Annotated in this window: 13 protein-coding genes; 11 read left to right on the top strand and 2 right to left on the bottom strand. The window is 62.9% G+C overall.

Features of this window, described 5'->3' with window-relative positions; translation table 11 throughout:
- Nucleotides 1-311: 311 nt before the first annotated feature.
- The 6 genes from ACSQ3G_RS18595 (at nucleotide 312) to ACSQ3G_RS18570 (ending at nucleotide 7046) form a co-directional block, all read left to right on the top strand.
- Nucleotides 312-1745 (top strand): M20 family metallopeptidase, encoded by a 1434-nt coding sequence (locus tag ACSQ3G_RS18595; RefSeq protein ID WP_436111065.1) that lies wholly within the window; start codon nucleotides 312-314, stop codon nucleotides 1743-1745.
- A gap of 133 nt (nucleotides 1746-1878) precedes the next feature.
- Complete coding sequence (locus ACSQ3G_RS18590; RefSeq protein WP_436111064.1) at nucleotides 1879-3234, top strand: aspartate aminotransferase family protein; 1356 nt, start codon at nucleotides 1879-1881, stop codon at nucleotides 3232-3234.
- A 75-nt stretch (nucleotides 3235-3309) separates the two neighbouring features.
- On the top strand, nucleotides 3310-4770 hold the full coding sequence (cls, locus tag ACSQ3G_RS18585) for a cardiolipin synthase (RefSeq protein WP_436111063.1): 1461 nt from the start codon (nucleotides 3310-3312) through the stop codon (nucleotides 4768-4770).
- A gap of 63 nt (nucleotides 4771-4833) precedes the next feature.
- Entirely contained in the window at nucleotides 4834-5664 is an 831-nt protein-coding gene (locus tag ACSQ3G_RS18580) for an endonuclease/exonuclease/phosphatase family protein (protein ID WP_046637333.1), read from the top strand.
- An 89-nt stretch (nucleotides 5665-5753) separates the two neighbouring features.
- On the top strand, nucleotides 5754-6728 hold the full coding sequence (locus ACSQ3G_RS18575) for a threonine ammonia-lyase (protein WP_436111062.1): 975 nt from the start codon (nucleotides 5754-5756) through the stop codon (nucleotides 6726-6728).
- Nucleotides 6729-6908: 180 nt separating this feature from the next.
- A complete protein-coding gene (locus tag ACSQ3G_RS18570) occupies nucleotides 6909-7046 on the top strand; it encodes a hypothetical protein (protein ID WP_172717064.1) in 138 nt (45 codons plus the stop codon).
- A 98-nt stretch (nucleotides 7047-7144) separates the two neighbouring features.
- On the opposite strand, the gene ACSQ3G_RS18565 is transcribed toward ACSQ3G_RS18570, so the two are convergent.
- A complete protein-coding gene (locus ACSQ3G_RS18565; RefSeq protein WP_436111061.1) occupies nucleotides 7145-8308 on the bottom strand; it encodes a M20 aminoacylase family protein in 1164 nt (387 codons plus the stop codon).
- Nucleotides 8309-8661: 353 nt separating this feature from the next.
- On the opposite strand from ACSQ3G_RS18565, the gene ACSQ3G_RS18560 reads away from it, so the two are divergent.
- Entirely contained in the window at nucleotides 8662-17247 is an 8586-nt protein-coding gene (locus ACSQ3G_RS18560) for a glycoside hydrolase family 94 protein (protein ID WP_436111060.1), read from the top strand.
- 121 nt (nucleotides 17248-17368) lie between these two features.
- On the opposite strand, the gene ACSQ3G_RS18555 is transcribed toward ACSQ3G_RS18560, so the two are convergent.
- Nucleotides 17369-19141 (bottom strand): glucan ABC transporter ATP-binding protein/ permease, encoded by a 1773-nt coding sequence (locus tag ACSQ3G_RS18555; protein WP_105403878.1) that lies wholly within the window; start codon nucleotides 19139-19141, stop codon nucleotides 17369-17371.
- Between the two features lie 311 nt (nucleotides 19142-19452).
- Between ACSQ3G_RS18555 and ACSQ3G_RS18550 the strand changes: the two genes are divergently transcribed.
- The 4 genes from ACSQ3G_RS18550 (at nucleotide 19453) to ispG (ending at nucleotide 26590) form a co-directional block, all read left to right on the top strand.
- Nucleotides 19453-20193 carry a LuxR family transcriptional regulator gene (locus ACSQ3G_RS18550; RefSeq protein ID WP_436111059.1) on the top strand — a complete coding sequence of 247 codons (741 nt, stop codon included), beginning with the start codon at nucleotides 19453-19455 and terminating at the stop codon, nucleotides 20191-20193.
- Nucleotides 20194-20312: 119 nt separating this feature from the next.
- Complete coding sequence (pyc, locus tag ACSQ3G_RS18545; RefSeq protein ID WP_436111058.1) at nucleotides 20313-23774, top strand: pyruvate carboxylase; 3462 nt, start codon at nucleotides 20313-20315, stop codon at nucleotides 23772-23774.
- Between the two features lie 248 nt (nucleotides 23775-24022).
- Entirely contained in the window at nucleotides 24023-25213 is a 1191-nt protein-coding gene (locus ACSQ3G_RS18540) for an MFS transporter (RefSeq protein ID WP_436111057.1), read from the top strand.
- A gap of 126 nt (nucleotides 25214-25339) precedes the next feature.
- The gene (gene ispG, locus ACSQ3G_RS18535) at nucleotides 25340-26590 is read left to right on the top strand and encodes a flavodoxin-dependent (E)-4-hydroxy-3-methylbut-2-enyl-diphosphate synthase (RefSeq protein WP_436111056.1); all 1251 of its coding nucleotides are present in this window, start codon (nucleotides 25340-25342) and stop codon (nucleotides 26588-26590) included.
- Nucleotides 26591-26593 lie beyond the last annotated feature (3 nt).

Raw genomic sequence — 26593 nt, 5'->3', positions numbered from 1 at the left:
CCTCCCGCCGTATCGAATTTCACGCCCGCTTCTTTTTTTAGAAAATTTTCCACAAAATTGGCCAAATCTCGGTGCATTCTTATTGGTTTCGGCGCGTTTCGTAGATTTGCCTGCGGGCCGTGGCGCGGGAGCATAACGATTATGATCCGGTTGTCGAGATACTAACATTCGCGTGCCAATCACATCCGCATTCCTTCCCCTCCATCCCTCCGCACAGCCTGTTTTTGCTGCAATGCCGCATTGCCATCGGCGAGGAATTGGCTACGGTTCGGGCCTTCCGACCAGCATAGATCTATCGAGGCAATGGTTTCATGACGACAGGCAATTCCAATCTCCCGCTCGTTTGGGATTTCATCGACCGCAAAAAAGAGGTCTTCACGGAACTCGCGGACCGCGTCTGGGAGACGCCGGAAACCTGCTACATGGAGACGCTTTCGGCTGCCGCGCATCGCGAGATGCTGGAGACCCAAGGCTTCAAGATCACCGAAAACGTCGCCGGCATTCCGACCGCGCTGATCGGCGAGGCGGGCGAGGGCGGTCCGGTGATTGCCTTCCTCGGCGAATACGATGCGCTGGCCGGTCTCAGCCAGAAGGCCGGCGTCACCCGGCATGACCCGACGACATCAGGCGCCAACGGCCATGGCTGCGGCCACAATCTTCTCGGGTCCGCATCGCTGCTGGCCGCGACCGCGCTGAAGGATTGGCTGGAGAAGACCGGCACGCCCGGCCGCGTGCGTTATTACGGCTGCCCGGCGGAAGAAGGCGGTGCCGCCAAGGCGTTCATGGTGCGGGCCGGTGCCTTCGAGGACGTCGACATCGCAATCAGCTGGCATCCGAGCAATTTCGCCGGCGTGCAGCGGGAGACCTCGCTTGCCAACTGCCGGATCGACTTCACCTTCACGGGCCGCGCCGCGCATGCGTCCGCCGTGCCCGAACTCGGCCGCAGCGCGCTCGATGCCGTCGAACTGATGAGCGTCGGTGTCAATTATATGCGCGAGCACATGCCGTCCGAGAGCCGCATCCACTATGCGGTCCTGGATAGCGGAGGCATCTCGCCGAACGTCGTGCAGGCGCATGCCAAGGTGCGCTACGTCGTTCGCTCCGCTGACCTGCCCGGGCTTTTCACCCTGATCGAGCGCGTCAAGAAGGTCTCCGAAGGTGCAGCGCTGATGACCGAGACCAAGGTCGAGAGCACGATCCTGGCCGGCGTTTCCAACCTCGTCGTCAACACACCGCTGATGGACGTCATGCAGGACGTCTGGGACAGCATGGGCCCGCCCCCGTTCGACGCCGCGGATATCGAATTTGCCGAACAGATCCGTGCCACGCTGACGCCGGAAGACATTGCGGCAAGCTGGAACCAGGAGCGCCTGGAACAGCGGGATGTTCCGCTTGCCGACTTCATTCTGCCGGCGCACACCGAAAATCGCCAGATGGGCGGTTCGACGGATGTCGGCGATGTCAGCTGGGTCGTGCCGACCGTGCAGGCCTATGGCGCGACGCTTGCCGTCGGCACCCAGCTTCATACCTGGCAGGTGGTGGCGCAGGGCAAGAGCCCGCTTGCCCACAAGGGCATGGTTTCCGTCGCCAAGGCGATGGCCGCGACCGGACTGGCCGCCATGACAAGCGATCAGCTCCGCGAGGCAGCCTGGGCCGATCTCAAGAAGCGACGCAAGGGACAGGACTACAAAAGCCCCATTCCGGCCGGCGCCGAACCTCCTGTCGCGGCAATGACGCTGAAATGACCAAATAAACTGATCGACGCGTCAACTATTTTGAACGGTCGGCCTCTCTGAAAACGGCGATTTGGGCTGTCCAATATCGCCGTTTCCGCCTATGAAATTTATACGCCGTTGCGTGTCTCACAGGAGGTCCGTCGTGACTATTCAGCCCAATTCCATCGAAGCCCGGGACAAGGCTTACCAGCTTCACTCCTACACCAATGCCCGCGCGCTGGAGCGTGACGGATCGCTGGTGATCGACCGCGGCGAGGGCATCTATGTCTACGACGTGAACGGCAACAAATATATCGAAGGCATGGCCGGGCTCTGGAGCGTCGGCGTCGGTTTCGGCGAAAGCCGGCTCGTCGAAGCGGCCGCCAGGCAGATGGCGAAGCTCCCCTATTACCATACCTTTACGCTCCGCAGTCACGGCCCGTCGATCGATCTTGCCGAGAAGCTGATCCAGATGGCGCCGGTGCCGATGTCGAAGGCCTATTTCACCAATTCCGGTTCCGAGGCCAACGACACCGCCATGAAGATGGTCTGGTATCGCTCGAACGCGCTCGGCAAGCCGGAAAAGAAGAAGATCATTTCGCGCATCAAGGGCTATCACGGCGTGACGATCGCCAGCGCCAGCCTGACCGGCCTGCCGAACAACCACCGCTCCTTCGACCTGCCGCTCGCCGGCGTCTTCCACACGACCTGCCCGCATTACCGCGCCTTCAAACAGGAAAACGAGACGGAGACGGCCTTCGTCGAACGTTGCGCCAAGGACCTCGAAGACCTGATCCTCAGGGAAGGTCCAGAGACGGTCGCCGCCTTCATCGGCGAACCGGTCATGGGGGCGGGCGGCGTCATCGTTCCGCCGGCCGGTTACTGGGATGCGATCCAGAAGGTGCTCAGGAAATACGACATCCTGCTGATCGCCGACGAGGTGATCTGCGGTTTCGGGCGCACCGGCGAGATGTTCGGCACCACGACCTATTCCCTGCAGCCGGACATCATGACGCTGTCGAAGCAGATTTCGTCGTCCTACCAGCCGATCTCGGCGCTGCTGATCAACGAGAACGTCTACGGACCGCTTGCCGACGAATCGGCGAAGATCGGCACGTTCGGCCATGGCGTGACCGCGGCCGGCCACCCGGTCGCCGCGGCGGTCGCGCTGGAAAACCTGGCGATCATCGAGGAACGCGACCTCGTCGGCAATGTCCGGGCGCTCGCACCGAAGTTCCAGAGCCGGTTGAAGGCGCTGGAAAGCCATCCGCTGGCGATCGAAGCACGCGGCGTCGGCCTGATCGGCGCCCTGGAGCTGAAGCCACGCGACGGTTTCGCGGCCGGCCAGCTCGGTCCCAAGCTGCTGGCGATCATGCTCGAAAAAGGCCTGATCTCACGGGCGATCGGCGACTCGCTGGCGCTCTGCCCGCCGATGATCATCAACGAGCAACAGATCGACACGATCTTCGACACGTTCGAAGCCTCGCTCGAGGTCTTCGAGAAGCAGATCACTGTCTGATACCTGCCGGAGCCGCGCTAACCTATTGGTGCGGCTCCGATTGCGATTGCGCGAAGCGCGCCTATATTGCTCGCCATGCTCGATCTCATCGAACCCTACTGGCCGCATATCCTCTTCGTTTTGTCGGTCCTGATGGGGGCCGCAGCTGCGATTCACGCAGCGATGACCAAGGAAGAAGTCCGCTCGGCGATCGGCTGGGTCGGCGTCATCGTTCTGTCTCCGATCGTCGGCGCGCTGCTTTACCTGGTCGCCGGTATAAACCGCATCCGCCGATCGGTGATCAGCGACCGCCGCGCGCTGCTGCAGGGGGAAATCCGCGCGCATGTGGTTTCCTACGACGCGACGAACAACCGGATCATCGAGGATTTCGGACACCGCTTCCGGGCGATGAAGACGCTCGGCGACCGGGTGACGCGCCACCGGCTGACGACCGGCAATACGATCGTCGCGCTCGATACCGGCGACGAGGCTTATGGGGCGATGCTGAAGGCGATCGCCAAGGCGAAACGCAGCCTCATCCTCGAGACCTATATCTTCGACCGGGACAGGATCGGCATCCGGTTCGCGGAAGCCCTGATTGCCGCGGTCAAGCGCGGCGTCGAGGTGCGCGTGCTGATCGATGCGGTCGGCGCCCGATATTCGGTTCCGAGCGTGCTCGGCATGCTGAGAGACGGCGGCGTCACCGCCGATGTCTTCAACGGCAACGTCATCATGGGGCTGCGGCTGCCTTATGCGAACCTGCGCACCCACCGGAAGATCCTGGTCATCGACGGCCGGGTGGCGTTTACCGGCGGCATGAATATCCGGGAAGGTTTTTCGAGCGAATTCAGCGGCAACAAATGTTCGTTCGACACCCATTTCAAGGTAACCGGGCCGGTTGTCGCCGACCTGTTTGCAATTGCCGCCGCCGATTGGCGATATGCCGCCGACGAGGCGTTGGAGGGCACGGCCTGGGCGCTGCAGGCGCCGGAGACGGAGGCCGGTTCGCCGGTCATCATGCGCGCCGTTTCCTCCGGACCCGACCGCAGCGTCGAGACGAACCACAAGATGCTGATGGGCGCGTTTTCCGTGGCGCGTTCCTCGATCCGCATCGTATCGCCCTATTTCCTGCCGGACCGCGAACTGATCACCGCGCTGGTCACGGCTGCCCGGCGTGGGGTGGAGGTCGATATCGTCGTGCCGACCGCCAACAATCTCGTTCTGGTCGATCGGGCGATGACTGCGCAGTTCGACCAGATGCTGAAGAATTACTGCCGGATCTGGCGGGCCTCCGGGCCGTTCAACCATTCCAAGCTTCTGGTGATCGATGGGCGCTGGGCCTATGTCGGTTCCTCGAACCTCGATCCGCGATCGCTCCGGCTCAATTTCGAGGTCGATCTGGAAGTGCTGGACTGCCCTTTCGCGGAAGCTTTGGAACGAAGGATCGACCTGGCCATTTCTTCCGCAACCGAAGTGACGCTCGACGGGTTGATGGCAAGGCCCTTCCTCGTGCGCCTCATTGAACGCGTGTTCTGGCTGGGATCGCCCTATCTCTAGTTGCTGGATAGATGGGCCGCTTGCCCTATAAATTTCATTGATCGGCGGATAGTCAAAAGAACCATGCGGGAAAAACGTCCCAACCTTCCGAAAAGCATTCTGGCTTCCATCCGGGCTCGAAGGAACCGCGGCGCTGGAACGCATGAGGGGCGCGAACGCGGCCACGGCATGCTGATCGCCTCCTACAACGTTCACAAATGCGTGGGGATCGACGGCAGGTTCGATCCTGCCCGCACCAGCCACGTGATCCGCGAGATCGGCGCCGATGTGATCGCGCTGCAGGAAGCGGATTCCCGGTTCGGCGAGCGGCGCGGCCTGCTCGACCTCGCCTGGATGGAGCGGGAGACGGGGCTTTTCCCGGTACCCGTTTCCGGCGTCGCCAAGGCGCATGGCTGGCATGGCAATGTGATCCTCTTTCGCGAAGGCCTGGTGCGCGACGTTCATCAGGTCAAGCTGCCGGGGCTCGAGCCGCGCGGTGCCTTGATCACCGAACTGGAACTCAAGGACGGCAGCGCATTTCGGATCATCGCGGCCCATCTCGGCCTGCTCAACCGTTCGCGTCAGCAGCAGGCCCGCATGATCCTCGACATTCTGCGTTCGCGTGACGAGCAGCCGACCGTGCTCATGGGCGATCTCAACGAATGGCGGCTTGGCGACCGCTCTTCCCTGAACACGCTTGCGACCGTGTTCGGTCTCCCGGCTGCGGTGCCGAGCTTCCCATCGCGCCTGCCGGTGCTGGCGCTCGACCGCATCATGGCGAACCAGCCCGGGCTGATCGATGCCGTCGAAACCCATGACAGCCCGCTTGCGCGGCTTGCGTCCGACCACCTGCCCATCAAGGCGGTGGTGAAGCTCGGTTCCCTGCCGTTGTCTCAAGGAGCGGAAGCCGGCTGAACCGATCCTTTTCCGGTCTTTACCGAAACGGAAACCGCCGATAGGTTTGCGGCCTCACCGCCTCGCCCCTCCGAAACGGAATTTCCCGCATGACTGATATCGCCATGATCGAAGCCGCCCGTGTCCGTCTCGATGGCCACGTGCGTCGCACCCCGCTGCTGTCTTCGCCCTTTCTCGACGACATCGCCGGGCGGCGCGTTTTCGTGAAGCCGGAATGCCTGCAGCACACCGGTTCGTTCAAGTTTCGCGGCGCCTGGTCAGCGATCTCGGCGCTGTCACCCGACGTCCGGGCCAAGGGCGTGATCGCCTTCTCCTCGGGCAACCATGCCCAGGGCGTGGCGCTGGCGGCCAGGATGCACGGCATTCCGAGCGCGATCATCATGCCGTCCGATGCGCCGCGCATCAAGATCGAGAATACCCGCGCCTATGGCGCCGACGTCGTGCTCTATGACCGCCTCAACGAGGATCGCGATGTGATCGGCGCGCGGCTGTCGCAGGAGCGCGGCCTGACGCTGATAAAGCCGTTCGACGAGCCGCTGGTGATCGCCGGCCAGGGCACGACCGGGCTCGAAATCGCCGAACAGGCCAGGGAGGAAGGCATCGAGAAGGCCGACGTGCTGGTGCCGACGGGCGGCGGCGGCTTCATTTCCGGCGTCGCGCTGGCATTGAATGCCAAGGCGCCGGGGTTTGTCGTCCACCCCTGCGAGCCGCAAGGCTTTGACGACGTGACGCGGTCGCTGGCTTCCGGACAGATCGAACGCAATGCGACCCAGGGCGGCTCGCTCTGCGATGCGATCGTCACGCCGCAGCCCGGCAACATCACCTTCCCGATCATGTCGCGGCTTTGCGGCGCGGGTCTTGTGGTGACCGACGACGAAGCGTTGCATGCGGTGGCGCTTGCCTTCAGCCGGCTGAAGATCGTCGTGGAACCCGGTGGCGCGGTGGCATTGGCGGCCGCTCTTTTCCATGGCGAGACGCTGGGCGATACGGTGATTGCCGTTTGCTCGGGCGGCAATATCGACCCGGATATCTTCCGTTTGGCGCTGGATCGTTTTGGCGCCTGAAGGGCTCGCAAGGGGCTTGGGTATAATAAACCGTTAAACACCCGGAAGGGACGTTAAGAAAAAAGGATTTTCTACGGAACTGGCGGCAGGTTGGAACATTATCTCTATCGGCTTGGTAGAGATAAGCTAGGATAGGCTGAACGTCCGAAAAGGGCGAGAGCAGAACCCGGGAGACATCCAATGCGTCATATTGAGCATCAGACACGGTCTTTCGCAAACCGCGGTATCGCGGGCAAATGGCAGTGGGCGGCGAATACCGCCCTGGTGACGGCAGCCTTCATCTTCGTCGGCGCCGTGACACTCGGCCTTTTCCCCTGAGGCCTTCGGGCTTCGCCTTTTAAAATTCGGGCTTGGTCCCCCAAGACCGAAAACACCTCCCGCGCTTCGCCGCCCGGGAGGTGTTTTCGTTTAAGGGACTATTTCGCCGGGAGATAGGCTTCGGCAAGCTCCACCCAGAAGCTCGTCCCGATCGGCAGTGCGTCGTCGTTGAAGTCGAAACGCGGGTGGTGCAGCGGCGGATCGTTGTCGGTGCGCCTGGTGCCGAGCAGGAAATAGGTGCCCGGCCGCTCGGCAAGCATATAGGCGAAATCCTCGGCGCCCATGGACGGGCGAGGCAGGTCGACGACCTTGTCCTCGCCGACGACACGGCGGGCGAGGTCGCGGACGAAATCCGTTTCCGCCTTGTGGTTGACGGTCGCCTCGTAACCGCGCTTGTAATCGAGCGTGACGCTCATGCCGTAGCTGGCGGCCTGGCCCTCGGCGACCATCCGGATGCGCCTTTCCAACTCGTTGCGGACGTCCGGGTCGAAGGAGCGGATGGTGAGCAGCATTTCCGCCCGCTCGGGAATGACGTTGCTCGCCATGCCGGCATGGAAGGCGCCGACGGTGATCACCATCTGGTCGAGCGGGTGAATGTTGCGCGAGGCGATGGTCTGCAGCGCCATGATGATGCTCGCGCCGCAGACGATCGGATCCGACGTATCCTGCGGCTCGGCGCCATGGCCGCCATGGCCATTGACCGTGATGCGGCATTCGTCGACAGCCGCCATCATCGGGCCTTCCTTGACGCCGATCTGCCCGAAGGCGAGGCTGGGATCGTTGTGCAGGCCGAACACGGCATCGCATGGGAAGCGCTCGAACAGGCCGTCCTCGATCATCAGTCTGGCGCCGCCGAAATTCTCCTCCGCCGGCTGGAAGATCAGATGGATCGTGCCGTCGAAATTCTTCCTCTCGGCAAGGATTCTGGCGGCACCCAGCAGCATCGCGGTGTGGCCATCATGGCCGCAGGCATGCATCAGGCCTTTGTTCTTGCTGGCATATTCGGCGCCGGTTTCTTCCTCGATCGGCAGCGCGTCCATATCGGCACGGATGCCGATTGACCGGCCGCCGGTGCCGTTCTTCAACGTGGCGACAACGCCCGTCTTGCCGAGGCCGCGGGTGACTTCATAACCGAGGTCCGTGAGCTGCCTGGCGACGAAATCGGATGTGTTGAACTCCGACAGGCCGAGCTCCGGATATTGATGAAGGTAACGGCGGGTGGCCACCACGTCGGCCATGTCATTGGAAAACTGGATCGTCATTGCTCAAAACACCGAAAGTTCGATTGGATTGGTTGCGGGGCACGACGAGATCGCCCTTGTGTCATGAGATGAATAGCAGCGCGGCCCTTGGAAGGTAACCCTCGGTGTTAAATTTTGCTCGGTTGGGTTGCCGCAAGACGTTCTGGCGCGCCTGTTGCGCAAGGGCGGAATTCCTCGGATTATCAAAGGCCTGCTTCCGTTCAGGTTTCATTCAGGCTAGGCTCGATAGAGCCGAAAGATGTGTCAATCGGCAGGAAGTGAGCAATAGATTCCAGTCAGTCATTTGCAATATCCGGACTGCTCTCTATTTCCCATCCTCGCGGGCTTGCATCCTGCCGGTCACCATAATCCAAATGATGACTGGCGCTTCCGATGCAGGCCGAGTAAGGCGAGGCCGACAAACCCCTCAGAGTTTTCAGCAGAAGCCCGTATCCATGTCATTTCACACTCCGCCGTCAGCTTCCTCGCGCGAAACCGAAGCCAAGCAGATCGATCACAACGATTCGATCCGCTCGACCTATTTCAACATCGATGCATTGCGGGAATGCGGCGAGAAACTCGGCAAGGAGGGCACGCCCAGCTTGCCGGGCCTGATGGAGTTCGAGTTCTTCAAGCGGCATCATGAAAACGAGAAGGAAATCCTGCGGGTCTATCGGGCGACTGCGACCGACGTCGATGCCGGCGCGTCGATTACGCCCGCCGCCGAATGGCTGCTCGACAATTATTACATCGCCGAAGAGGCGATCCAGGAAGTCCGCCGCGACTTCCCGAAAAAATTCTTCCGCCAGTTGCCCACGATGACGGTCGGCGGCCAGGAATTGCCGCGTGTACTGGTGCTCGCCTGGCTCTATGTCGCCCATACGCACAGCAGCATTTCCCGCGAGGCGCTGGCCGCCATGGTCCAGGGTTTCCAGGTCAAGGAACCGCTCGAGATCGGCGAGCTCTGGGCGCTGCCCTCGTTCATCCGTTTCGTGCTGATCGAGAACCTGCGCCGCATCGCGACCCGCGTCGATCGCTCGCGCAACATGCGCCGCCGCGCCAACGAGACGGCCGACGAGATCATCCGCCTCAATAACGAGGAGGCGAGCGCCGATGTCCTGAAGGGCATCGAGAGCCTGACGAACGACAATACGTTCACGGCACAGTTCCTCTATCGCCTTCGCAACGCCTCACAGACATCGGGGTTTGCCGTCGCCTGGCTCGAGCAGCGTCTCGAACAGGCGGGTACCGACGTCGAAGAGGTGATGCTCGCCGAGCAGAACCGCCTTTCGTCTGGCAACGTGACGATGGGCAACATCATCAAGAGCCTGCGCGAGATCGACGATACGGAGTGGAGCGTCTGGTTCGAAGACGTCTCGCAGATCGACAAGATCTTCCGTCTTCGCACCGACTACCAGGCGCTCGATTTCGGCTCGCGCAACGCCTATCGCAACCGTATCGAACAGATTGCCCGCCGCTCACGCAAGAGCGAGGCCGAGGTTGCGGAAGCTGCCATCCAGCTCGCCGAAAAGGCGTCGGCGGAAGAAAATGCCGATCCGCGCGAGACCAATGTCGGCGCCTTCGTCGTCGGCCGCCGCCGCCGGGAGCTGGAAGCAGCCGTCGGTTACAACCTGCTGTTCGTCCAGAAGGTTGTCCGTCTCGTCCGCCGCCTCAACTGGTTTGCGATCGCCGGCCCGGTCATCCTGATTACCGTTCTCGCGATGGCGATTGCGGGCTGGTTCCTGGTGCAGGCGGATATTCCGCTGCCGGTCGTCTTCTGCTTCCTGCTGATGTTTGCGCTGCCGGCTTCCGAAGGCGCGACCGGCCTGTTCAACACGCTGGTGACCTATGTGGTGAGGCCAGCCCGGCTGGTCGGCTACGAATTCAAGGAGGGCATTCCGGAAGCGGCAAGAACGCTCGTCGCCGTACCCTGCCTGATCACCGACCGCGACACCGTGGACGAGCTCGTCCGCAACCTCGAAGTCCACTATCTCGCCAATCCGCATGGCGAGATCTATTTCTCGCTGCTCAGCGACTGGCGCGACAGCAAGTTCGAGGAGACCGATACCGATCTCGAAATCCTCGATTATGCGAAGCGCGAGATCGCGGCGCTCAACGCCAAGTATGGAGAAGACGGCAGGGTGCGTTTCTATCTGCTGCATCGCCGCCGTCTGTTCAATCCCGCCGAAGGCGCATGGATGGGCTGGGAGCGCAAGCGCGGCAAGCTGCATGAGCTCAACATGCTGCTGCGCGGCGATCGCGATACCAGCTATCTTACGGGCGCCAACACCGTTCCGCCGAACGTCCAGTACGTCATGACGCTCGATGCCGATACCCGCCTGATGCGCGATGCGGTGACCAAGCTCGTCGGCAAGATGCACCACCCGATCAACCAGCCGGTGCTCGATCCGAAAACCAATCGCGTCATCCACGGCTATGGTCTGATGCAGCCGCGCGTGACGCCGTCGCTGACGACCGGCAAGGAAGCCTCGGTCTTCCAGCGCGTCTTCTCCGTAGGCCGCGGTCTCGACCCTTACGTCTTCACCGTCTCCGACGTGTATCAGGACCTGACCGGCGAAGGCAGCTTCACCGGCAAGGGCCTCTATCACGTCGATGCCTTCGAGGCCTCGCTCAAGGGCCGGATCGACGAGAACTCGGTCCTCTCGCATGACCTTCTCGAAGGTTCGTTCGCACGCTGCGCCCTCGTCACCGACGTGGAACTGGTCGAGGACTTTCCGGTCCGCTACGAGGTCGAAGTCTCGCGTCAGCATCGCTGGGCCCGCGGCGACTGGCAGCTCCTGCCCTACATCCTCGATCCGAAGCGCGGCGTGACTGCGCTCGGCCGCTGGAAGATGGTCGACAACCTGCGCCGGTCGCTGACCCCGATCGCCTGGTTCTTCGCTTCCGTGCTCGGCTGGTACTTCATGGATCCGCTCGGCGCCCTGATCTGGCAGATCCTGCTGATCTTCTCGCTGTTCGTCGCGCCGACCCTCAGCCTGGTCACCGGTCTCCTGCCGGGCTCCACCGACATCGTTCCGGGCGCGCATTTCTATTCCGTCTGGTCGGACATGCGTTCTGCCAATGCTCAGGTCGCGCTCCGCGTCGTCTTCATCGCGGATTCCGCCTGCATCATGACCGATGCAATCGCCCGGTCTCTCTACCGCCTGTTCTTCAGCCGCAAGCTGATGCTGGAATGGCGCACCGCCGCCTCGATCCAGTCGAGCGCACAAGGCAGCCCGCAGGATTATTACAAGACGATGTGGCATGCGCCGGCGATCGCCGTGCTCAGCATCATCCTGGCGGCCATGCCGGGCGACAACGCGTTCCTGGTCGGCATCCCGTTCGCCGTGCTGTGGATATTCTCACCGCTCGTCGCCTGGTATGTCAGCCAGTCGGCCGAGACCGAAGACCGGCTGTTCGTGCCGGAACCCGTGTCGGTCGAATTGCGCAAGATCGCCCGCCGCACCTGGCGGTATTTCGAGACCTTCGTGACCGCGGAGCAGAACTACCTGCCGCCGGACAATTTCCAGGAGAAGCCGAACCCGGTCATCGCCAAGCGCACGTCGCCGACCAATATCGGTGTCTACCTGCTGTCGACGATCTCGGCGCGGCATTTCGGCTGGATCAGCTTCACCGACACGATCGAGCGCATCGAGCAGACGATCTCGGCGGTTGAAAGAGCCGACAAGTTCCGCGGCCACATGTACAACTGGTATCATACCGACACGCTGCAGCCGCTGATGCCTCGCTACGTCTCGTCGGTCGACAGCGGCAACTTCGCCGGCCATCTGATCGCCATCTCGTCGGCTTTGCGCATCTGGGCCGAGGCTCCTTCAGCGCACCTTCAGGGCAATCTCGACGGCATCGGCGACGTTTGTGGCATTCTGGCCGAAACGCTGAAGGCTCTGCCGGACGACCGCAAGACCGTGCGCCCGCTGCGTCGCCGTCTGGAAGAGCGTATCGTCGGCTTCGGCAACGCGCTTGCCGCGGTGAAGCGCGAGCATGAATTCGCATCGATCCGGATCATCAACCTCGCCGTGCTTGCCCGCGACATCCAGAAGCTCGCGGTCAACCTCGACCAGGAAGTCCGTTCGGCGCAGAGCGACGAAGTTACCCGCTGGACGGCGTCTCTCGTCGCCGCCTGCGAGGCGCATATCGCCGACAGCGTCTTCGACAATGCCAATATTGAATCGCTGCGGGAGCGGCTCGGCGTGTTGCGCGACCGAACCCGCCGCCTCGCTTTCGCGATGGATTTCAGCTTCCTGTTCCGCAAGGAGCGTCGTCTTCTGTCGATCGGCTATCGTGTCGAAACCAACGAGATCGACGAAGCCTGTTACGACCTGCTCGCATCCGAAGCGCGTCTGACCAGCCTGTTCGGGATCGCCAAGGGCGACCTGCCGACCGAGCACTGGTACAAGCTCGGCCGCCAGGTGGTGCCGATCGGTGCGCGAGGCGCCCTGGTCTCCTGGTCCGGCTCGATGTTCGAATACCTCATGCCGCCGCTCGTCATGCAGGAGCGCCAGGGGGGCATTCTCAACCAGACCAACAATCTGATCGTGAAGGAACAGATGAACCATGGCCGCCGCCTCGGCACGCCATGGGGTATCTCGGAAGCGGCGTTCAACGCTCTCGACCATCAGATGTATTATCAGTATTCGAACTTCGGGGTGCCGACGCTCGGCCTCAAGCGCGGTCTCGGGCAAAACGCCGTCATCGCTCCCTATGCGTCGATCCTGGCCAGCCAGTACGACCCGATCGCCGCCTCTGAAAACCTCACCGAACTGCGCTCGCTCGGAGCACTCGGGGTGTTCGGCTTCTACGACGCGGTGGATTTCACGCCGACCCGCGTCCCGGAAGGCAAGCGCTACGCGGTGGTGTTCAACTATTATGCCCACCACCACGGCATGTCGATTGCCGCGATCGCCAACGTCGTGATGAACGGCCTGCTGCGCGAGCTCTTCCATTCCGACCCGACCATCGAGGCTGCCGAACTGCTGCTGCAGGAAAAGGCGCCGCGCGACATTCCGGTGATGAGCGCCAAGCACGAAGAAACCCCCGGCAAGGGCCAGGGCGAACTGTTGCGCTCGGAAATCCGCACCATCACCAACCCGGCCACCAAGGACCGGGAGCTGGCACTGCTCTCCAACGGTCACTACTCGGTCATGCTCACCGCGACCGGCTCGGGATATTCCCGCTGGAACGGACTGTCCGTTGCCCGCTGGAAACCCGACCCGACCGAAGATCGCTGGGGCCAGTTCCTGTTCCTGCGCGACACAACGAACGGCGAATGGTGGTCTGCCACCGCCGAGCCGCGCCGCATCGAAGGCGAAAAGACCAGGGCGATCTTCTCCGACGAACGGGCTGAATTTCACAAGACGGTCGGCGACCTCACGAGCACGGTCGAATGCATCGTCGCGAGCGAACACGATGCCGAAGGCCGCCGCCTGACGCTGCTCAACATGGGTACCGAGGATCGCTTCATCGAAGTGACCTCCTATATGGAACCCGTGCTGACCACCGAGGACGACGACAACGCCCACCCGGTCTTCCAGCGGATGTTCGTCCACACGGAAATCGGCCGCCGCGGCGACGTCATCCGCGCTTGGCGCAACAAGCGCGCGCCGAACGAGCCGGACATGGTGATCGCCCATCTGGCCGCCGACAATGCCGGTTCGGCTCGCCCGACCGAATTCGAGACCGACCGCCGCAAGTTCCTCGGCCGCGGCCGCACGCTTTCGGAAGCTGCAGCCTTCGATCCCGGCGCGACGCTGTCGGGTACCGACGGCTTCACGCTCGATCCCATCCTATCGCTGCGCCGCGTCGTGCGGGTGCCGGCCGGCAAGAAGGTGAGCGTCATCTTCTGGACGATCGCAGCGCCCAAGCGCGAGGAGCTCGATCAGGCGATCGAACGTTATCGCCATCCGGATGCCTTCCAGACCGAGCTCACGCAGGCCTGGACACGCACCCAGGTGCAGATGCGCCATCTCGGCGTCTCGTCGCAGGATGCGGCCGCGTTCCAGCACCTGGCGCGCTATCTCATCTATCCGGACATGCAGCTGCGCGCCGACCAGGCGACCATCCACGCCGGCATGCAGCAGCAGTCGTCGCTCTGGCCCTCCTCTGTTTCGGGAGACTTCCCGATCTTCACGCTGCGCATCAACGACGACAACGACATGCCGGTCGCCAAGGAAGCGATGAGCGCCCAGGAATATCTGCGCTCGCGCGGCGTCATCACCGATCTCGTGATCTTCAACGAGCGGGCGGCCTCCTACGCGCAGGAAATGCAGCAGGCGCTCGAACATCTCTCCGAGAGCGCCCGCCGCCTCAGCCAGCAGGAAGGCCAGCGCCAGCATGTCTTCTCGCTGCGCCGCGACATCATGGACGACGAGGGTTCGGAAGGCCTGATCGCCGCATCCCGCGTGGTTCTGCACGCCCGCAACGGCAAGATCAGCGACCAGCTCAACCGCACGGCAACGATCTTCGCACCGCCGAAGGACCAGCAGATCGAGGTCGACCGCCGCCCGCTGCTGAACGGCGAGATCTTCCAGCCTCCGGCGCCGATCGAGGCACCGGCGGATCTCGACTTCTGGAACGGTTTCGGCGGGTTCACCAAGGACGGCAGCGAATATGTGGTGCGCCTGCACGGCGGCCAGTCGACGCCGCAGCCGTGGATCAACATCATCTCCAACGACAAGTTCGGCTTCCACATTTCGGCGGAAGGTTCAGGCTTCACCTGGGCCAAGAACTCTCGCGACTATCAGCTGACGACCTGGACCAACGACATGGTCATCAACCGTCCCGGTGAGGCGTTCTATATCGCCGATCGGGATAACGGCGCTGTCATGACGCCGTTCGCGGTCCTGTCGCGCAAGCCGGAGGTCAAGTTCGAAGCCCGGCACGGCCTTGGCTACTCCGTCTTCTCGAGCGAGGAAGAAGGCCTGAAGATCAGGCTGACCCAGACGGTCGACAGGACGCGGGCGGCAAAGCTCTCGTCCATCCTCCTCCATAACGGCGGTTCGGAAACCCGCAGGCTGCGCGTCTACGGTTATGTGGAATGGCTGCTCGGCGCCAATCCGGCCCGGTCCATCCCGTTCATCCTCTCCAGCCGCGACGAGGAGACGGGGACGCTCTTCGCCACCAACTCCTACAGCATCGACTACCGCCGCTTTGCCTTCATGGGCATGAAGGAGACGCCGGTAGGCTTCACGGCGAGCCGCCGCGAATTCATCGGCCGCTTCGGTTCGGTCCAGATGCCGGCGGCGGTGATGTCCGTTTCCGCGCTCAACAACGCTCTCGATCTCGACGGCGACCCCTGCGCGGCGCTCGTCTACGACATCGAGCTCGCGCCGGGCGAAGAGCGGACGGTCACCTTCTATCTCGGCGATGCCGATACGAAGGAAGAGGCCCAGGCGCTGGCGGCCCAGCTGCGCGGCGAGGAGTTCGCTCCGATCCTCGCGGCGAACCGCGACTTCTGGACCGGCTTTACCGGCCGCCTGAAGATCTCGACGCCGGACAAGTCGCTCGACAACATGGTCAACCACTGGCTGCCCTACCAGGCGCTCGGCTGCCGCATCATGGCCCGCACCGCCTTCTACCAGGCATCCGGCGCCTTCGGCTTCCGCGATCAGCTGCAGGATACCTTGGCTTTTCTGGTGCACGAGCCGTCGCTCGCCCGCCGCCAGATCGTCAACGCCGCCTCGCGGCAGTTCAAGGAAGGCGATGTGCTGCATTGGTGGCTGCCCGGCTCCGGCGCCGGCGTCCGGACGATGATCTCCGACGACGTCGTCTGGCTCGCCTACGGTATCCACCAGTATGTCTCGGTAACCGGCGATGCATCGCTGCTCGACGAGGAACTGGCGTTCATCGACGGTCCGGCGCTCGAAAAGAACAAGCACGACTCCTTCTTCCAGCCGACGGTGTCGACCGAGACCGCCACCCTCTACGAGCATGCGGCAAGGGCGCTGGACCTGGCGATCACACGCACCGGGGACAAGGGCCTGCCGCTCATCCTCGGGGGCGACTGGAATGACGGCATGAACCGCGTCGGCATCGGCGGCCGCGGCATGAGCGTCTGGCTCGGCTGGTTCCTGGCGGCTGCTCTGCGCAACTTCCTGCCCTATGCGGAAGCCCGCAAGGACAAGAAGCGCATCCAGCGCTGGACGGATCATATCGAGACGCTCAAGCAGGCGCTTGAAAAGGCCGGCTGGGACGGCACCTACTATCGCCGTGGCTATTTCGACGACGGCTCACCGCTCGGCTCGAGCACCAGCGACGAATGCCGCATCGACTCGCTCGCCCAGTCCTGGAGCGTGCTCTCGGGCGAAGGCGATCCGGAACGTGCCGCCCAGGCGATGGATGCGGTGCTCGAAAAGCTGGTCGACAGCCAGGCAGGCATCATCCGCCTGTTCACGCCGCCGTTCCAGGATACCCGCAAAGACCCGGGCTATATCAAGGCCTATCCGCCCGGCGTTCGTGAAAACGGCGGCCAGTATACCCATGCGGCGATCTGGGTCGTGCTGGCGCTGGCCGCGCTGAAACGGGGCGACGATGCCTGGAAGTGCTTCCAGATGCTGAACCCGATCAACCATGCGCTGGACCAGGACTCGGCCGAGACCTATCGCGTCGAGCCCTATGTGGTCGCGGCCGATGTCTATGGTCACGGTTCCCATACCGGTCGCGGCGGCTGGACCTGGTATACGGGTTCTGCGGGCTGGCTCTACCGTGCGGCGACCGAGGGCATCCTCGGCATCCGCCGTCAGGGCGACCGGCTGTTCGTCAATCCGGCGCTGCCGACCGACTGGGATGGCTTTACCGCCGAACTGACCATCGACGACACGGTGCACAAGATCACCGTCGAAGGCGACAAGGTCACGATCGACGGTCAAGCGGTCAATGAAACGGAAGGCTTCCTTCTTGCCGGAGCCGCTGCCAAGCGTCTGCCGGAACCGGCCAATAGCTGAGACCCCGGTTGACCGGGAAGCTGGATTTGTCAAAAGAAAACCCGCCGCCATGCGAATGGCGGCGGGTTTTTCATTGAAGTTCCCTTAGCGATCGGGCTGGGAGCGATCAGACGAGTAGCGATCAGGCGGGCTGTGCCAGCGTCCCGCCAGGGTCAGCCGCTTCCTCGTCGTCGGTCAGGATGCCGCTTGCCTTCAGCAGCGAGGCGAAACGTCCGCCGCTGGCGCTGAGTTCCTCATAACTGCCCATTTCGGCGACACGGCCGTTCTCGAGGAAGATCACCTTGTTCGCGTCGCGGACGGTCGAAAGCCGGTGGGCGATGATGAAGGTGGTGCGGTTTTCGCGGAGGCGGTCTATGGCCGTCTTGACGCGAGCCTCGGTCTCGACGTCCAGCGCACTGGTAGCCTCGTCGAGCACAAGGATCGGCGCGTTCTTCAGGATGGCGCGGGCAATGGCGATACGCTGGCGTTCGCCGCCGGACAACCGGTTGCCGCGCTCGCCGACCGGCGTCTCGTAGCCGTTCAACCGCGTTTCGATGAACTCGGTCGCGGCGGCGGCTTCCGCTGCCCTGGCGATGTCCTCCTCGCTGGCGCCCTCGCGTCCGAGGCGGATGTTCTCGCTGATCGACCGGTTCAGGAGGCCTGCATCCTGGAAGACGGTGGCGATGGAATGGCGCAGCGATTTCCGCGTCACCTTGCCGATGTCGATGCCATCGATCAGGATCTTGCCTTCCTGCGGGTCGTAGACACGCTGCAGGAGGTTGATGAGCGTGGTCTTGCCGGCGCCGGTCGGGCCGACGATGGCGACTGTCTCTCCGGCTTTCGCCGTGAAGGAGACGTTGTGGACGCCTTGGCTCGTGCTGGCAAAGCCAAAGGAGACATCGCGGAATTCGACCTCGCCGCGAACCTCGCCGAGGTCGGCGGCATCCGCCGGCTCGGCGCGCTCCTCCACGGAATCCTCGAGGATGAAGAAATCCTCGAGCTTGGCGCGGGCTTCGAAGATCTGGGTGGCGAACTGGCGCAGGAGGTCCAGACGGCCGATCAGCAGGTTGGCGAAGCCGATGAAGGCCACGACATCGCCGACCCGGATTTCGCCGCGCTGAACCAGAAGCGTGCCGATGACCAGAATGACACCCATGGAGACCGTCGAGGCCGTGCGGTTCAGGGCACCGGCCAGAGCCCACCAGTCGAGCACCGGATACTGGGCGGCAAGCAGGTCCTTGGTATAGTCCTTGAGTGCCAGGGTCTCCGCCTCGATGCGATTGTAGCTGTGCAGCACCGATACGTTGCTGATCGCGTCGCTCACGTGGGAGAAGACCGTGTGGTAATGGTTCTCGACCGACGCCTGCCCCTCCTTGGTGCGGTTCATCACCGTCACGCCGATGATCCAGTAGAGGATGCTCAGCACCAGAAGGACGAGGCTCAGCCGCCAGTCCATCGAGATCGCCGTGGGGACCAGCAGGACGAGCGCCACTGCGGTGGCAAGGTGGGTACGCATGAATTCGAGCCACAGGCCGAACAGGCTCTCGGCCGCACGCAGCAGGGTGTGCAGCGCGTTGGAGGTGCCGCGGGTGTGGTGCCAGGCGAGCGGCATGGAGATGATGCGTCCGAAAGCCTCGGTCAGCAGCGATGCGCGTCGGCCATGGGCGAGCCTGTCGGCCTCACGGGCGACAAGCACATAGGCAACGGTATTGAAGACACCGAAGCCGGCCCATAACATCAGCACCGGCGTAACGGTAGTGCCGGACGAAATGGCATCGATGATCCGGCCGAAAAGGATCGGTTCGGCAATGGTGATAACGGCAAGCACGATATTGGCGATGACGACCGCGGCGACACGCCACTTGTTCTTCGCCAGATATTGGAGGGCTCGTGCGTAAACCTGGAACAGCGTCAACTGGCGCAACCTCTTTCAAGTGGAGCCGCCATCGGGGCGGCGCCGATAATCTAGTGATCGGAAACGGCAATTCCGCGACGGAAGCCGGAGATAATACTCTTCTGCCAGAAATGTTTCATCGAGGGCAAGGCTTCCCGCATTCAGTGTCTTGAACCAACCCACGGCTTATTGCACAAAACCGTCAAGGGCTAGATTTCGCGGTATACCTTCAAAGAATGATAACTATGCTAATCGATTGTGAATAAGGGAAGTTACTGAAATTTAACATAAAGACAAGAATCGCCCGGAAAGAACGCGGCGGGGAGCAAGCCTTGAACATTCAGCTGGTCGTGCAACTCTTGGTACTCGTCGGGGAAATCAAGACCGAGGCGGAGCTCACGGCCCAGCTCGAATCTCTGCTGAAAGCCTATGGATTCGAATATTACGGACTGGTCATCCGGCCGCGCTCCCTTCAGAATCCGGGCGGCCTTGTCCTGGCCGGCCGCTGGCCGGAAGGCTGGCAGGAAATCTACGAAGCCCGCAAATATGCCCTGGTCGATCCGACCGTTCGCATGCTCAGCATCGCGCAAAGGCCGTTCCGGTGGCGGGATGCGGTGCTCAGACTCCGGAACGATCCGCATCGGCAGCGCATGCAGCGGATGATGCAGGAAGGGACACGTCACGGCCTTCAGGACGGCTACCTGTTTCCGGTCCACGGCCGCAACGGCCTGCTCGGCAACATGACGCTCGGCGGCCGCCCGGTGGATCTCTCGCCCGCCGAAATGGCGCTGTTCGATGCCGCCGCCAAGAAGGTGTTCTGGCGGTTTCTGGACCTTCGCGGCCAGGCGGAAGAACTCGAGGCCGCCGCAAAGGTGGACACCCAGCTTACCCGCCGCGAGATGGAGGTCATCGTGCTGCTCGCCGACGGCCTGACCTCCAACGAGGTCGCAAAGTCGCTCGACATCTCCAGCCATACCGTCGACTGGTACATCAACGGGCTTCAGGAGAAGCTGCGCGCCAAGAACCGCCAGCACGTGGTCGCTTCGGCATTTCGTCTCGGCCTCATCGCCTGAGCATTTGGTTTCGTTGCGACACGTCCTGTCTCCCCGACAAATTGCGCTTGCCTGATTAAGGCAATACTGATTTCTTTGCGGTGCAGCATTACTCTCGATGGCGCCTGAGGAGATCCGTCTTGCCCATTTCCAAGATCCTAGTGGCCAACCGTTCTGAAATAGCGATCCGGGTCTTCCGTGCGGCCAATGAGCTCGGCATCAAGACCGTTGCGATCTGGGCGGAGGAGGACAAGCTTTCGCTGCATCGGTTCAAGGCCGACGAGAGCTATCAGGTCGGCCGCGGCCCGCATCTTTCCAAGGACATGGGGCCGATCGAAAGCTATCTTTCTATCCCGGAGGTGATCCGCGTCGCCAAGCTTTCCGGCGCCGATGCCATCCATCCGGGCTACGGCCTGCTGTCCGAAAGCCCGGAATTCGTCGAGGCCTGCAACGATGCGGGCATCATCTTCATCGGTCCGCGGCCGGATACGATGCGCCAGCTCGGCAACAAGGTCGCGGCCCGCAACCTGGCCATTTCGGTCGGCGTGCCGGTGGTGCCGGCAACCGAGCCGCTGCCGGACGACATGGCCGAAGTGGCGAAGATGGCCGAGGAGATCGGTTATCCGGTGATGCTGAAGGCGTCCTGGGGCGGCGGCGGGCGCGGCATGCGCGCTATCCGCGATCCGAAAGACCTCGCCAAGGAAGTCGTGGAAGCCAAGCGCGAGGCGATGGCCGCTTTCGGCAAGGACGAGGTCTACCTCGAAAAGCTCGTCGAGCGCGCCCGGCACGTGGAGAGCCAGATCCTCGGCGACACACATGGCAATGTCGTGCATCTCTTCGAGCGCGACTGTTCGATCCAGCGCCGTAACCAGAAGGTCGTGGAGCGTGCGCCGGCTCCCTATCTGTCGGAGGCCCAGCGGGCCGAGCTTGCCGCCTATTCGCTGAAGATCGCGGCGGCGACCAACTATGTCGGCGCCGGTACCGTCGAATACCTGATGGACTCCGATACCGGCAAATTCTACTTCATCGAGGTCAACCCGCGCATCCAGGTCGAGCATACGGTGACCGAGGTCGTCACCGGCATCGATATCGTCAAGGCGCAGATCCATATCCTCGAAGGTTTTGCGATCGGCACGCCTGAATCCGGCGTGCCGGCCCAGGGAGACATCCGCCTTCACGGCCACGCGCTGCAATGCCGGATCACCACCGAAGACCCGGAACACAATTTCATCCCGGATTACGGCCGCATCACCGCCTATCGTTCGGCCGCGGGTTTCGGCATCCGTCTCGACGGCGGCACCGCCTATTCAGGCGCTGTGATCACCCGCTATTACGATCCGCTGCTGGTCAAGGTGACGGCGGCCGGCTCGACGCCGGCCGAAGCGATCAGCCGCATGGACCGGGCGCTCAGGGAATTCCGCATCCGCGGCGTGGCCACGAACCTCACCTTCCTCGAAGCGATCATCGGCCACCCGAAATTCCGCGACAATTCCTATACGACGCGGTTCATCGATACGACGCCGGAACTGTTCGAACAGGTCAAGCGGCAGGACCGCGCCACCAAGCTCCTGACCTATCTCGCCGACGTCACCGTCAACGGCCATCCGGAAACCAAGGGCCGACCGGCACCGTCCGAACATAGTGCCAAGCCTGTCCTGCCCTATATCAACGGCCCGGTCCCGGACGGCACCAAGCAGCTGCTCGATACGCTCGGTCCGAAAAAGTTCGGCGAATGGATGCGCAACGAAAAGCGCGTGCTGATCACCGATACGACGATGCGCGACGGCCATCAGTCGCTGCTGGCCACCCGCATGCGCACCTATGACATTGCGCGGGTCGCCGGCGTCTACGCGCGGGCGCTGCCGAACCTGTTCTCGCTGGAATGCTGGGGTGGGGCGACCTTCGACGTTTCCATGCGCTTCCTCACCGAAGACCCGTGGGAGCGCCTGGCGATGATCCGCGAGGACGCGCCGAACCTGCTTTTGCAGATGCTGCTGCGCGGTGCCAACGGGGTCGGCTACAAGAACTATCCCGACAACGTGGTGAAGTATTTCGTCGCCCAGGCCGCCAAAGGCGGTATCGACCTCTTCCGTGTCTTCGACTGCCTCAACTGGGTCGAGAACATGCGCGTCTCGATGGATGCGATCAACGAAGAGAACAAGCTTTGCGAGGCGGCGATCTGCTATACGGGCGATCTCCTGAACTCCGCGCGCCCGAAATACGACCTCAAATATTACGTCTCGCTGGCCGAAGAGCTGGAGAAGGCGGGCGCCCATATCATCGCGCTGAAGGATATGGCCGGTCTCCTGAAGCCGGCTGCAGCGCGGGTGCTGTTCAAGGCGCTGCGCGAGGCAACCTCGCTGCCGATCCATTTCCACACCCATGATACGTCCGGCATTTCGGCCGCGACCGTGCTTGCCGCGGTGGACGCGGGCGTCGATGCGGTCGATGCGGCGATGGATGCAGTATCCGGCAATACGTCCCAGCCCTGCCTCGGCTCGATCGTCGAAGCGCTGTCCGGCTCCGAGCGCGACCCGGGTCTCGACCCGGAATGGATCCGCCGCATCTCCTTCTACTGGGAAGCGGCGCGCGGCCAGTATGCCGCCTTCGAAAGCGACCTCAAAGGCCCGGCCTCGGAAGTCTATCTGCATGAAATGCCCGGCGGCCAGTTCACCAACCTCAAGGAACAGGCCCGCTCGCTCGGGCTTGAAACCCGCTGGCACAAGGTCGCCCAGACTTATGCGGACGTGAACCAGATGTTCGGCGACATCGTCAAGGTGACGCCGTCCTCCAAGGTGGTGGGCGACATGGCGCTGATGATGGTCTCCCAGGACCTCACCGTCGCCGATGTCGAAAACCCCGCGAAGGACATCGCCTTCCCGGATTCGGTCGTGTCGATGCTGAAGGGCGATCTCGGCCAGCCTCCTGGCGGCTGGCCGCAGGCGCTGCAGAAAAAAGCGCTGAAGGGCGAGGCGCCCTATACGGCGGTGCCCGGATCGCTTCTCCCGCCCGCTGACCTTGCTGCGGAGCGAAAAGTCATCGAGGACAAGCTGGAGCGCAAGGTCAGCGATTTCGAGTTCGCTTCCTACCTGATGTATCCGAAGGTCTTTACCGACTTCGCGCTGGCTTCGGACACTTACGGTCCGGTCTCGGTGCTGCCGACGCATGCTTATTTCTACGGGCTCGGCGATGGCGAGGAAATGTTCGCCGACATTGAGCGGGGCAAGACACTTGTTGTCGTCAACCAGGCGATGAGCGGTACCGATGCGCAAGGCCTGGTCACCGTCTTCTTCGAGCTGAACGGCCAGCCGCGCCGCATCAAGGTGCCGGACCGCGCGCATGGCGCTTCCGGCAGCGCGGTGCGCCGCAAGGCCGACACCGGCAATGTCGCCCATCTCGGCGCGCCGATGCCGGGCGTCATCAGCCGCGTCTTTGCGACAACCGGCCAGGCGGTCAAGGCCGGCGACGTGCTGCTCTCCATCGAGGCTATGAAGATGGAAACCGCGCTGCATGCCGAAAAGGATGGAACCATCGCCGAGGTCCTCGTCAAGGCCGGCGACCAGATCGATGCCAAGGATCTGCTGATCGTTTATGGCGGCTGATTTCAGCCGCCTTCCCCAGCTGCCCGACCTTTCCAGCCGAGCCCTTCGCCGAAGATGAGCATCAGGCCGGCGCCGTCCTTCAGGATTGCGCCGGGCCCCATGCTGGCCCGCGGCGAATGCTGCGGCCGTGAACTTTTTCCGCGTTGCAGGTTTCGCCTCGATACAATTTGTGAGAGGGAGTGCTTCTTCGCGGCGTTGCAAATTCAATCGATTTAAATATGTTCGCGACGATCGAAAGGAACCTATCCATGGACAGTCGCGCACCCTCAAACGCTTCCTCCAGCTCCCGAGCTTTCTTCACCCGCGAAAGGGCGGGCGTGTCGCTGCTCTTCCTGATGAACGGCTTCATGATCGGCGCCTGGGCGCCGAAAATCCCGGAATTTGCGAGCCGCCTGAGCTTGAGCGAAAGCGCGCTCGGATTGATGATCCTGACGTTCGGCCTCGGTTCACTGCTGATGATGCCGCTTGCCGGCAGCCAGATCGCCCGCTTCGGGTCGAGCCAGGTTTCCAAATATACCTCGGTATTGCTGACGCCGACATTGCTCCTTCTCACCTTGGTCGGCAGCATCTGGTCAGGCGCCGTGGCAATCTTCCTGTTCGGCGGCCTGATCGGCGCCATGGACGTGGCGATGAATGCCAATGCGGTCTCGGTCGAGAAGAGCATGCGCCGCGCGATCATGTCGTCCTGCCACGCTTTCTGGAGCCTCGGCGGACTGCTCGGCTCGTCGACCGGCGGTTTCCTTATCGAACATATCGGCGTTTCCGCGCATGCCATTCTGGTCACGGTGCTGGCCGCGGTAATGATCGTCGCCGCCTGGCGGATCGTTTTGCACGACGCGCCGCATCCGGACGAAGCCAGGCACGGCGGAAGCCGCCTGCCGCGTTCGCCGCTGCCCTGGCTGATCGGCATCATGGCGCTGTTCTGCATGATCCCGGAAGGCGCGATCCTCGATTGGGGTGCGCTCTACCTCCGCAACGAGCTTGCAGCTTCCGTCACGCTGTCCGGCTTCGCATTCGCAGCCTTCTCGCTCACCATGGCGGCGATGCGCTTTGCCGGCGACCTGATCCGCGACCGTTTCGGCGCGGTGATGACGCTGCGGGTCTGCGCCGTCATCTCGATCTTCGGCCTGCTGCTGATCGGTTTTGCCCAGAACGCGCCGATGGCGATCGCCGGCTTCGCGCTGACGGGCATCGGCATATCGAACATCGTGCCGATCGCCTTTTCGGCGGCGGGCAACCTGCCGGGCATGGCAGCCGGTGTCGGCCTCTCGGTGGTCACCACCATGGGCTATTCCGGCATCCTGGTTGCGCCCTCCGCCATTGGCTTCATCGCCGAATATACCGGGCTTGCCATCATTTTCGCCGGCCTGTCGGCGCTGATCGTCGTGGTCCTCCTGCTGTCATCGCTCGCCAAACATGCGGACACGGCGCATCACTAGCTGCGTCAGCCTGCCGGGCTGGAACGGGAAAGGCCGGTGCGATAAAGTGAGCGTCGCGGCGGTTGACAAGCCGCGAGCCATACGCCACCTGAAAGGCGCTTCATTCCCAAGGCGACGAGACTTCCGATGACCGCACCCATCGACTACGACCCGAAACCGCGCCGTGCCACAGTCGCCGTCGATGTCGGCGGCGTCATCGTCGGCGGCGGCGCGCCTGTCGTCGTGCAGTCGATGACCAATACGGACACGGCCGATATCGACGCAACGGTCGCCCAGGTCGCGGCGCTCTACAAGGCAGGCTCCGAGCTGGTGCGCATCACCGTCGATCGCGACGAGAGTGCCGCCGCGGTGCCAAAAATCCGCGAGCGGCTGCTGCGGCTCGGCATGGACGTGCCGCTGATCGGCGATTTCCATTATATCGGCCACAAGCTGCTCGCCGACCATCCGGCCTGCGCCGAGGCGCTGGCGAAATACCGCATCAATCCCGGCAATGTCGGTTTCAAGGACAAGAAGGACAAGCAGTTCGCCGACATCATCGAGATGGCGATCCGCTACGACAAGCCGGTGCGCATCGGCGTCAACTGGGGTTCGCTCGACCAGGACCTGCTGACCACGCTGATGGACCGCAACGCGGCGGATGGCTCGCCGCTGTCGGCCCGCCAGGTCATGCACGAGGCGATCGTCCAGTCGGCGCTGATTTCCGCCGAGCTTGCCGAGCAGATCGGCCTGCCGCGCAACCGCATCATCCTGTCGGCCAAGGTCAGCCAGGTACAGGACCTGATCGCCGTCTATTCGATGCTCACCGAACGTTCCAACCACGCGCTGCATCTCGGTCTCACTGAAGCCGGCATGGGCTCCAAGGGCATCGTCGCCTCGTCGGCCGCCATGGGCTACGTGCTGCAGCACGGGATCGGCGATACGATCCGTGTTTCGCTGACGCCGGAGCCGAACGGCGATCGTACCCGCGAAGTGCAGGTGGCGCAGGAACTGCTGCAGGTCATGGGTTTTCGCCAGTTCGTTCCCGTCGTCGCCGCCTGTCCGGGCTGCGGACGGACGACCTCGACGGTATTCCAGGAGCTTGCCCAGAACATCCAGAACGACCTGCGCAAGAACATGCCGGTCTGGCGCGAGAAATATCCGGGCGTCGAAGCGCTCAACGTCGCGGTCATGGGCTGCATCGTCAACGGTCCGGGCGAGAGCAAGCATGCCGATATCGGCATTTCGCTGCCGGGCACCGGGGAGACACCGGCTGCCCCTGTGTTCATCGACGGCAAGAAGGCGCTGACCTTGCGCGGCGTGAACATTGCCGCCGATTTCGAGAAGCTCGTCATCGACTATATCGAGCAACGCTTCGGCCAGCGCACGGCTGCCGAATAAATC

The sequence above is a fragment of the Neorhizobium tomejilense genome (genome assembly GCF_964254135.1).
Lineage (GTDB): Bacteria > Pseudomonadota > Alphaproteobacteria > Rhizobiales > Rhizobiaceae > Neorhizobium > Neorhizobium tomejilense.
This window is presented reverse-complemented; position numbering and strand designations above follow the sequence as displayed.

Excerpts from the sequence above, each read along its gene's own strand:
- ACSQ3G_RS18540 (WP_436111057.1), top strand. The coding sequence starts at position 24,023 with ATGGACAGTCGCGCACCCTCAAACGCTTCCTCCAGCTCCCGAGCTTTC.
- ACSQ3G_RS18580 (WP_046637333.1), top strand. The coding sequence starts at position 4,834 with ATGCGGGAAAAACGTCCCAACCTTCCGAAAAGCATTCTGGCTTCCATC.
- ACSQ3G_RS18570 (WP_172717064.1), top strand. The coding sequence starts at position 6,909 with ATGCGTCATATTGAGCATCAGACACGGTCTTTCGCAAACCGCGGTATC.
- ispG (WP_436111056.1), top strand. The coding sequence starts at position 25,340 with ATGACCGCACCCATCGACTACGACCCGAAACCGCGCCGTGCCACAGTC.
- ACSQ3G_RS18575 (WP_436111062.1), top strand. The coding sequence starts at position 5,754 with ATGACTGATATCGCCATGATCGAAGCCGCCCGTGTCCGTCTCGATGGC.
- ACSQ3G_RS18565 (WP_436111061.1), bottom strand. The coding sequence starts at position 8,308 with ATGACGATCCAGTTTTCCAATGACATGGCCGACGTGGTGGCCACCCGC.
- ACSQ3G_RS18560 (WP_436111060.1), top strand. The coding sequence starts at position 8,662 with ATGATGACTGGCGCTTCCGATGCAGGCCGAGTAAGGCGAGGCCGACAA.
- ACSQ3G_RS18595 (WP_436111065.1), top strand. The coding sequence starts at position 312 with ATGACGACAGGCAATTCCAATCTCCCGCTCGTTTGGGATTTCATCGAC.
- cls (WP_436111063.1), top strand. The coding sequence starts at position 3,310 with ATGCTCGATCTCATCGAACCCTACTGGCCGCATATCCTCTTCGTTTTG.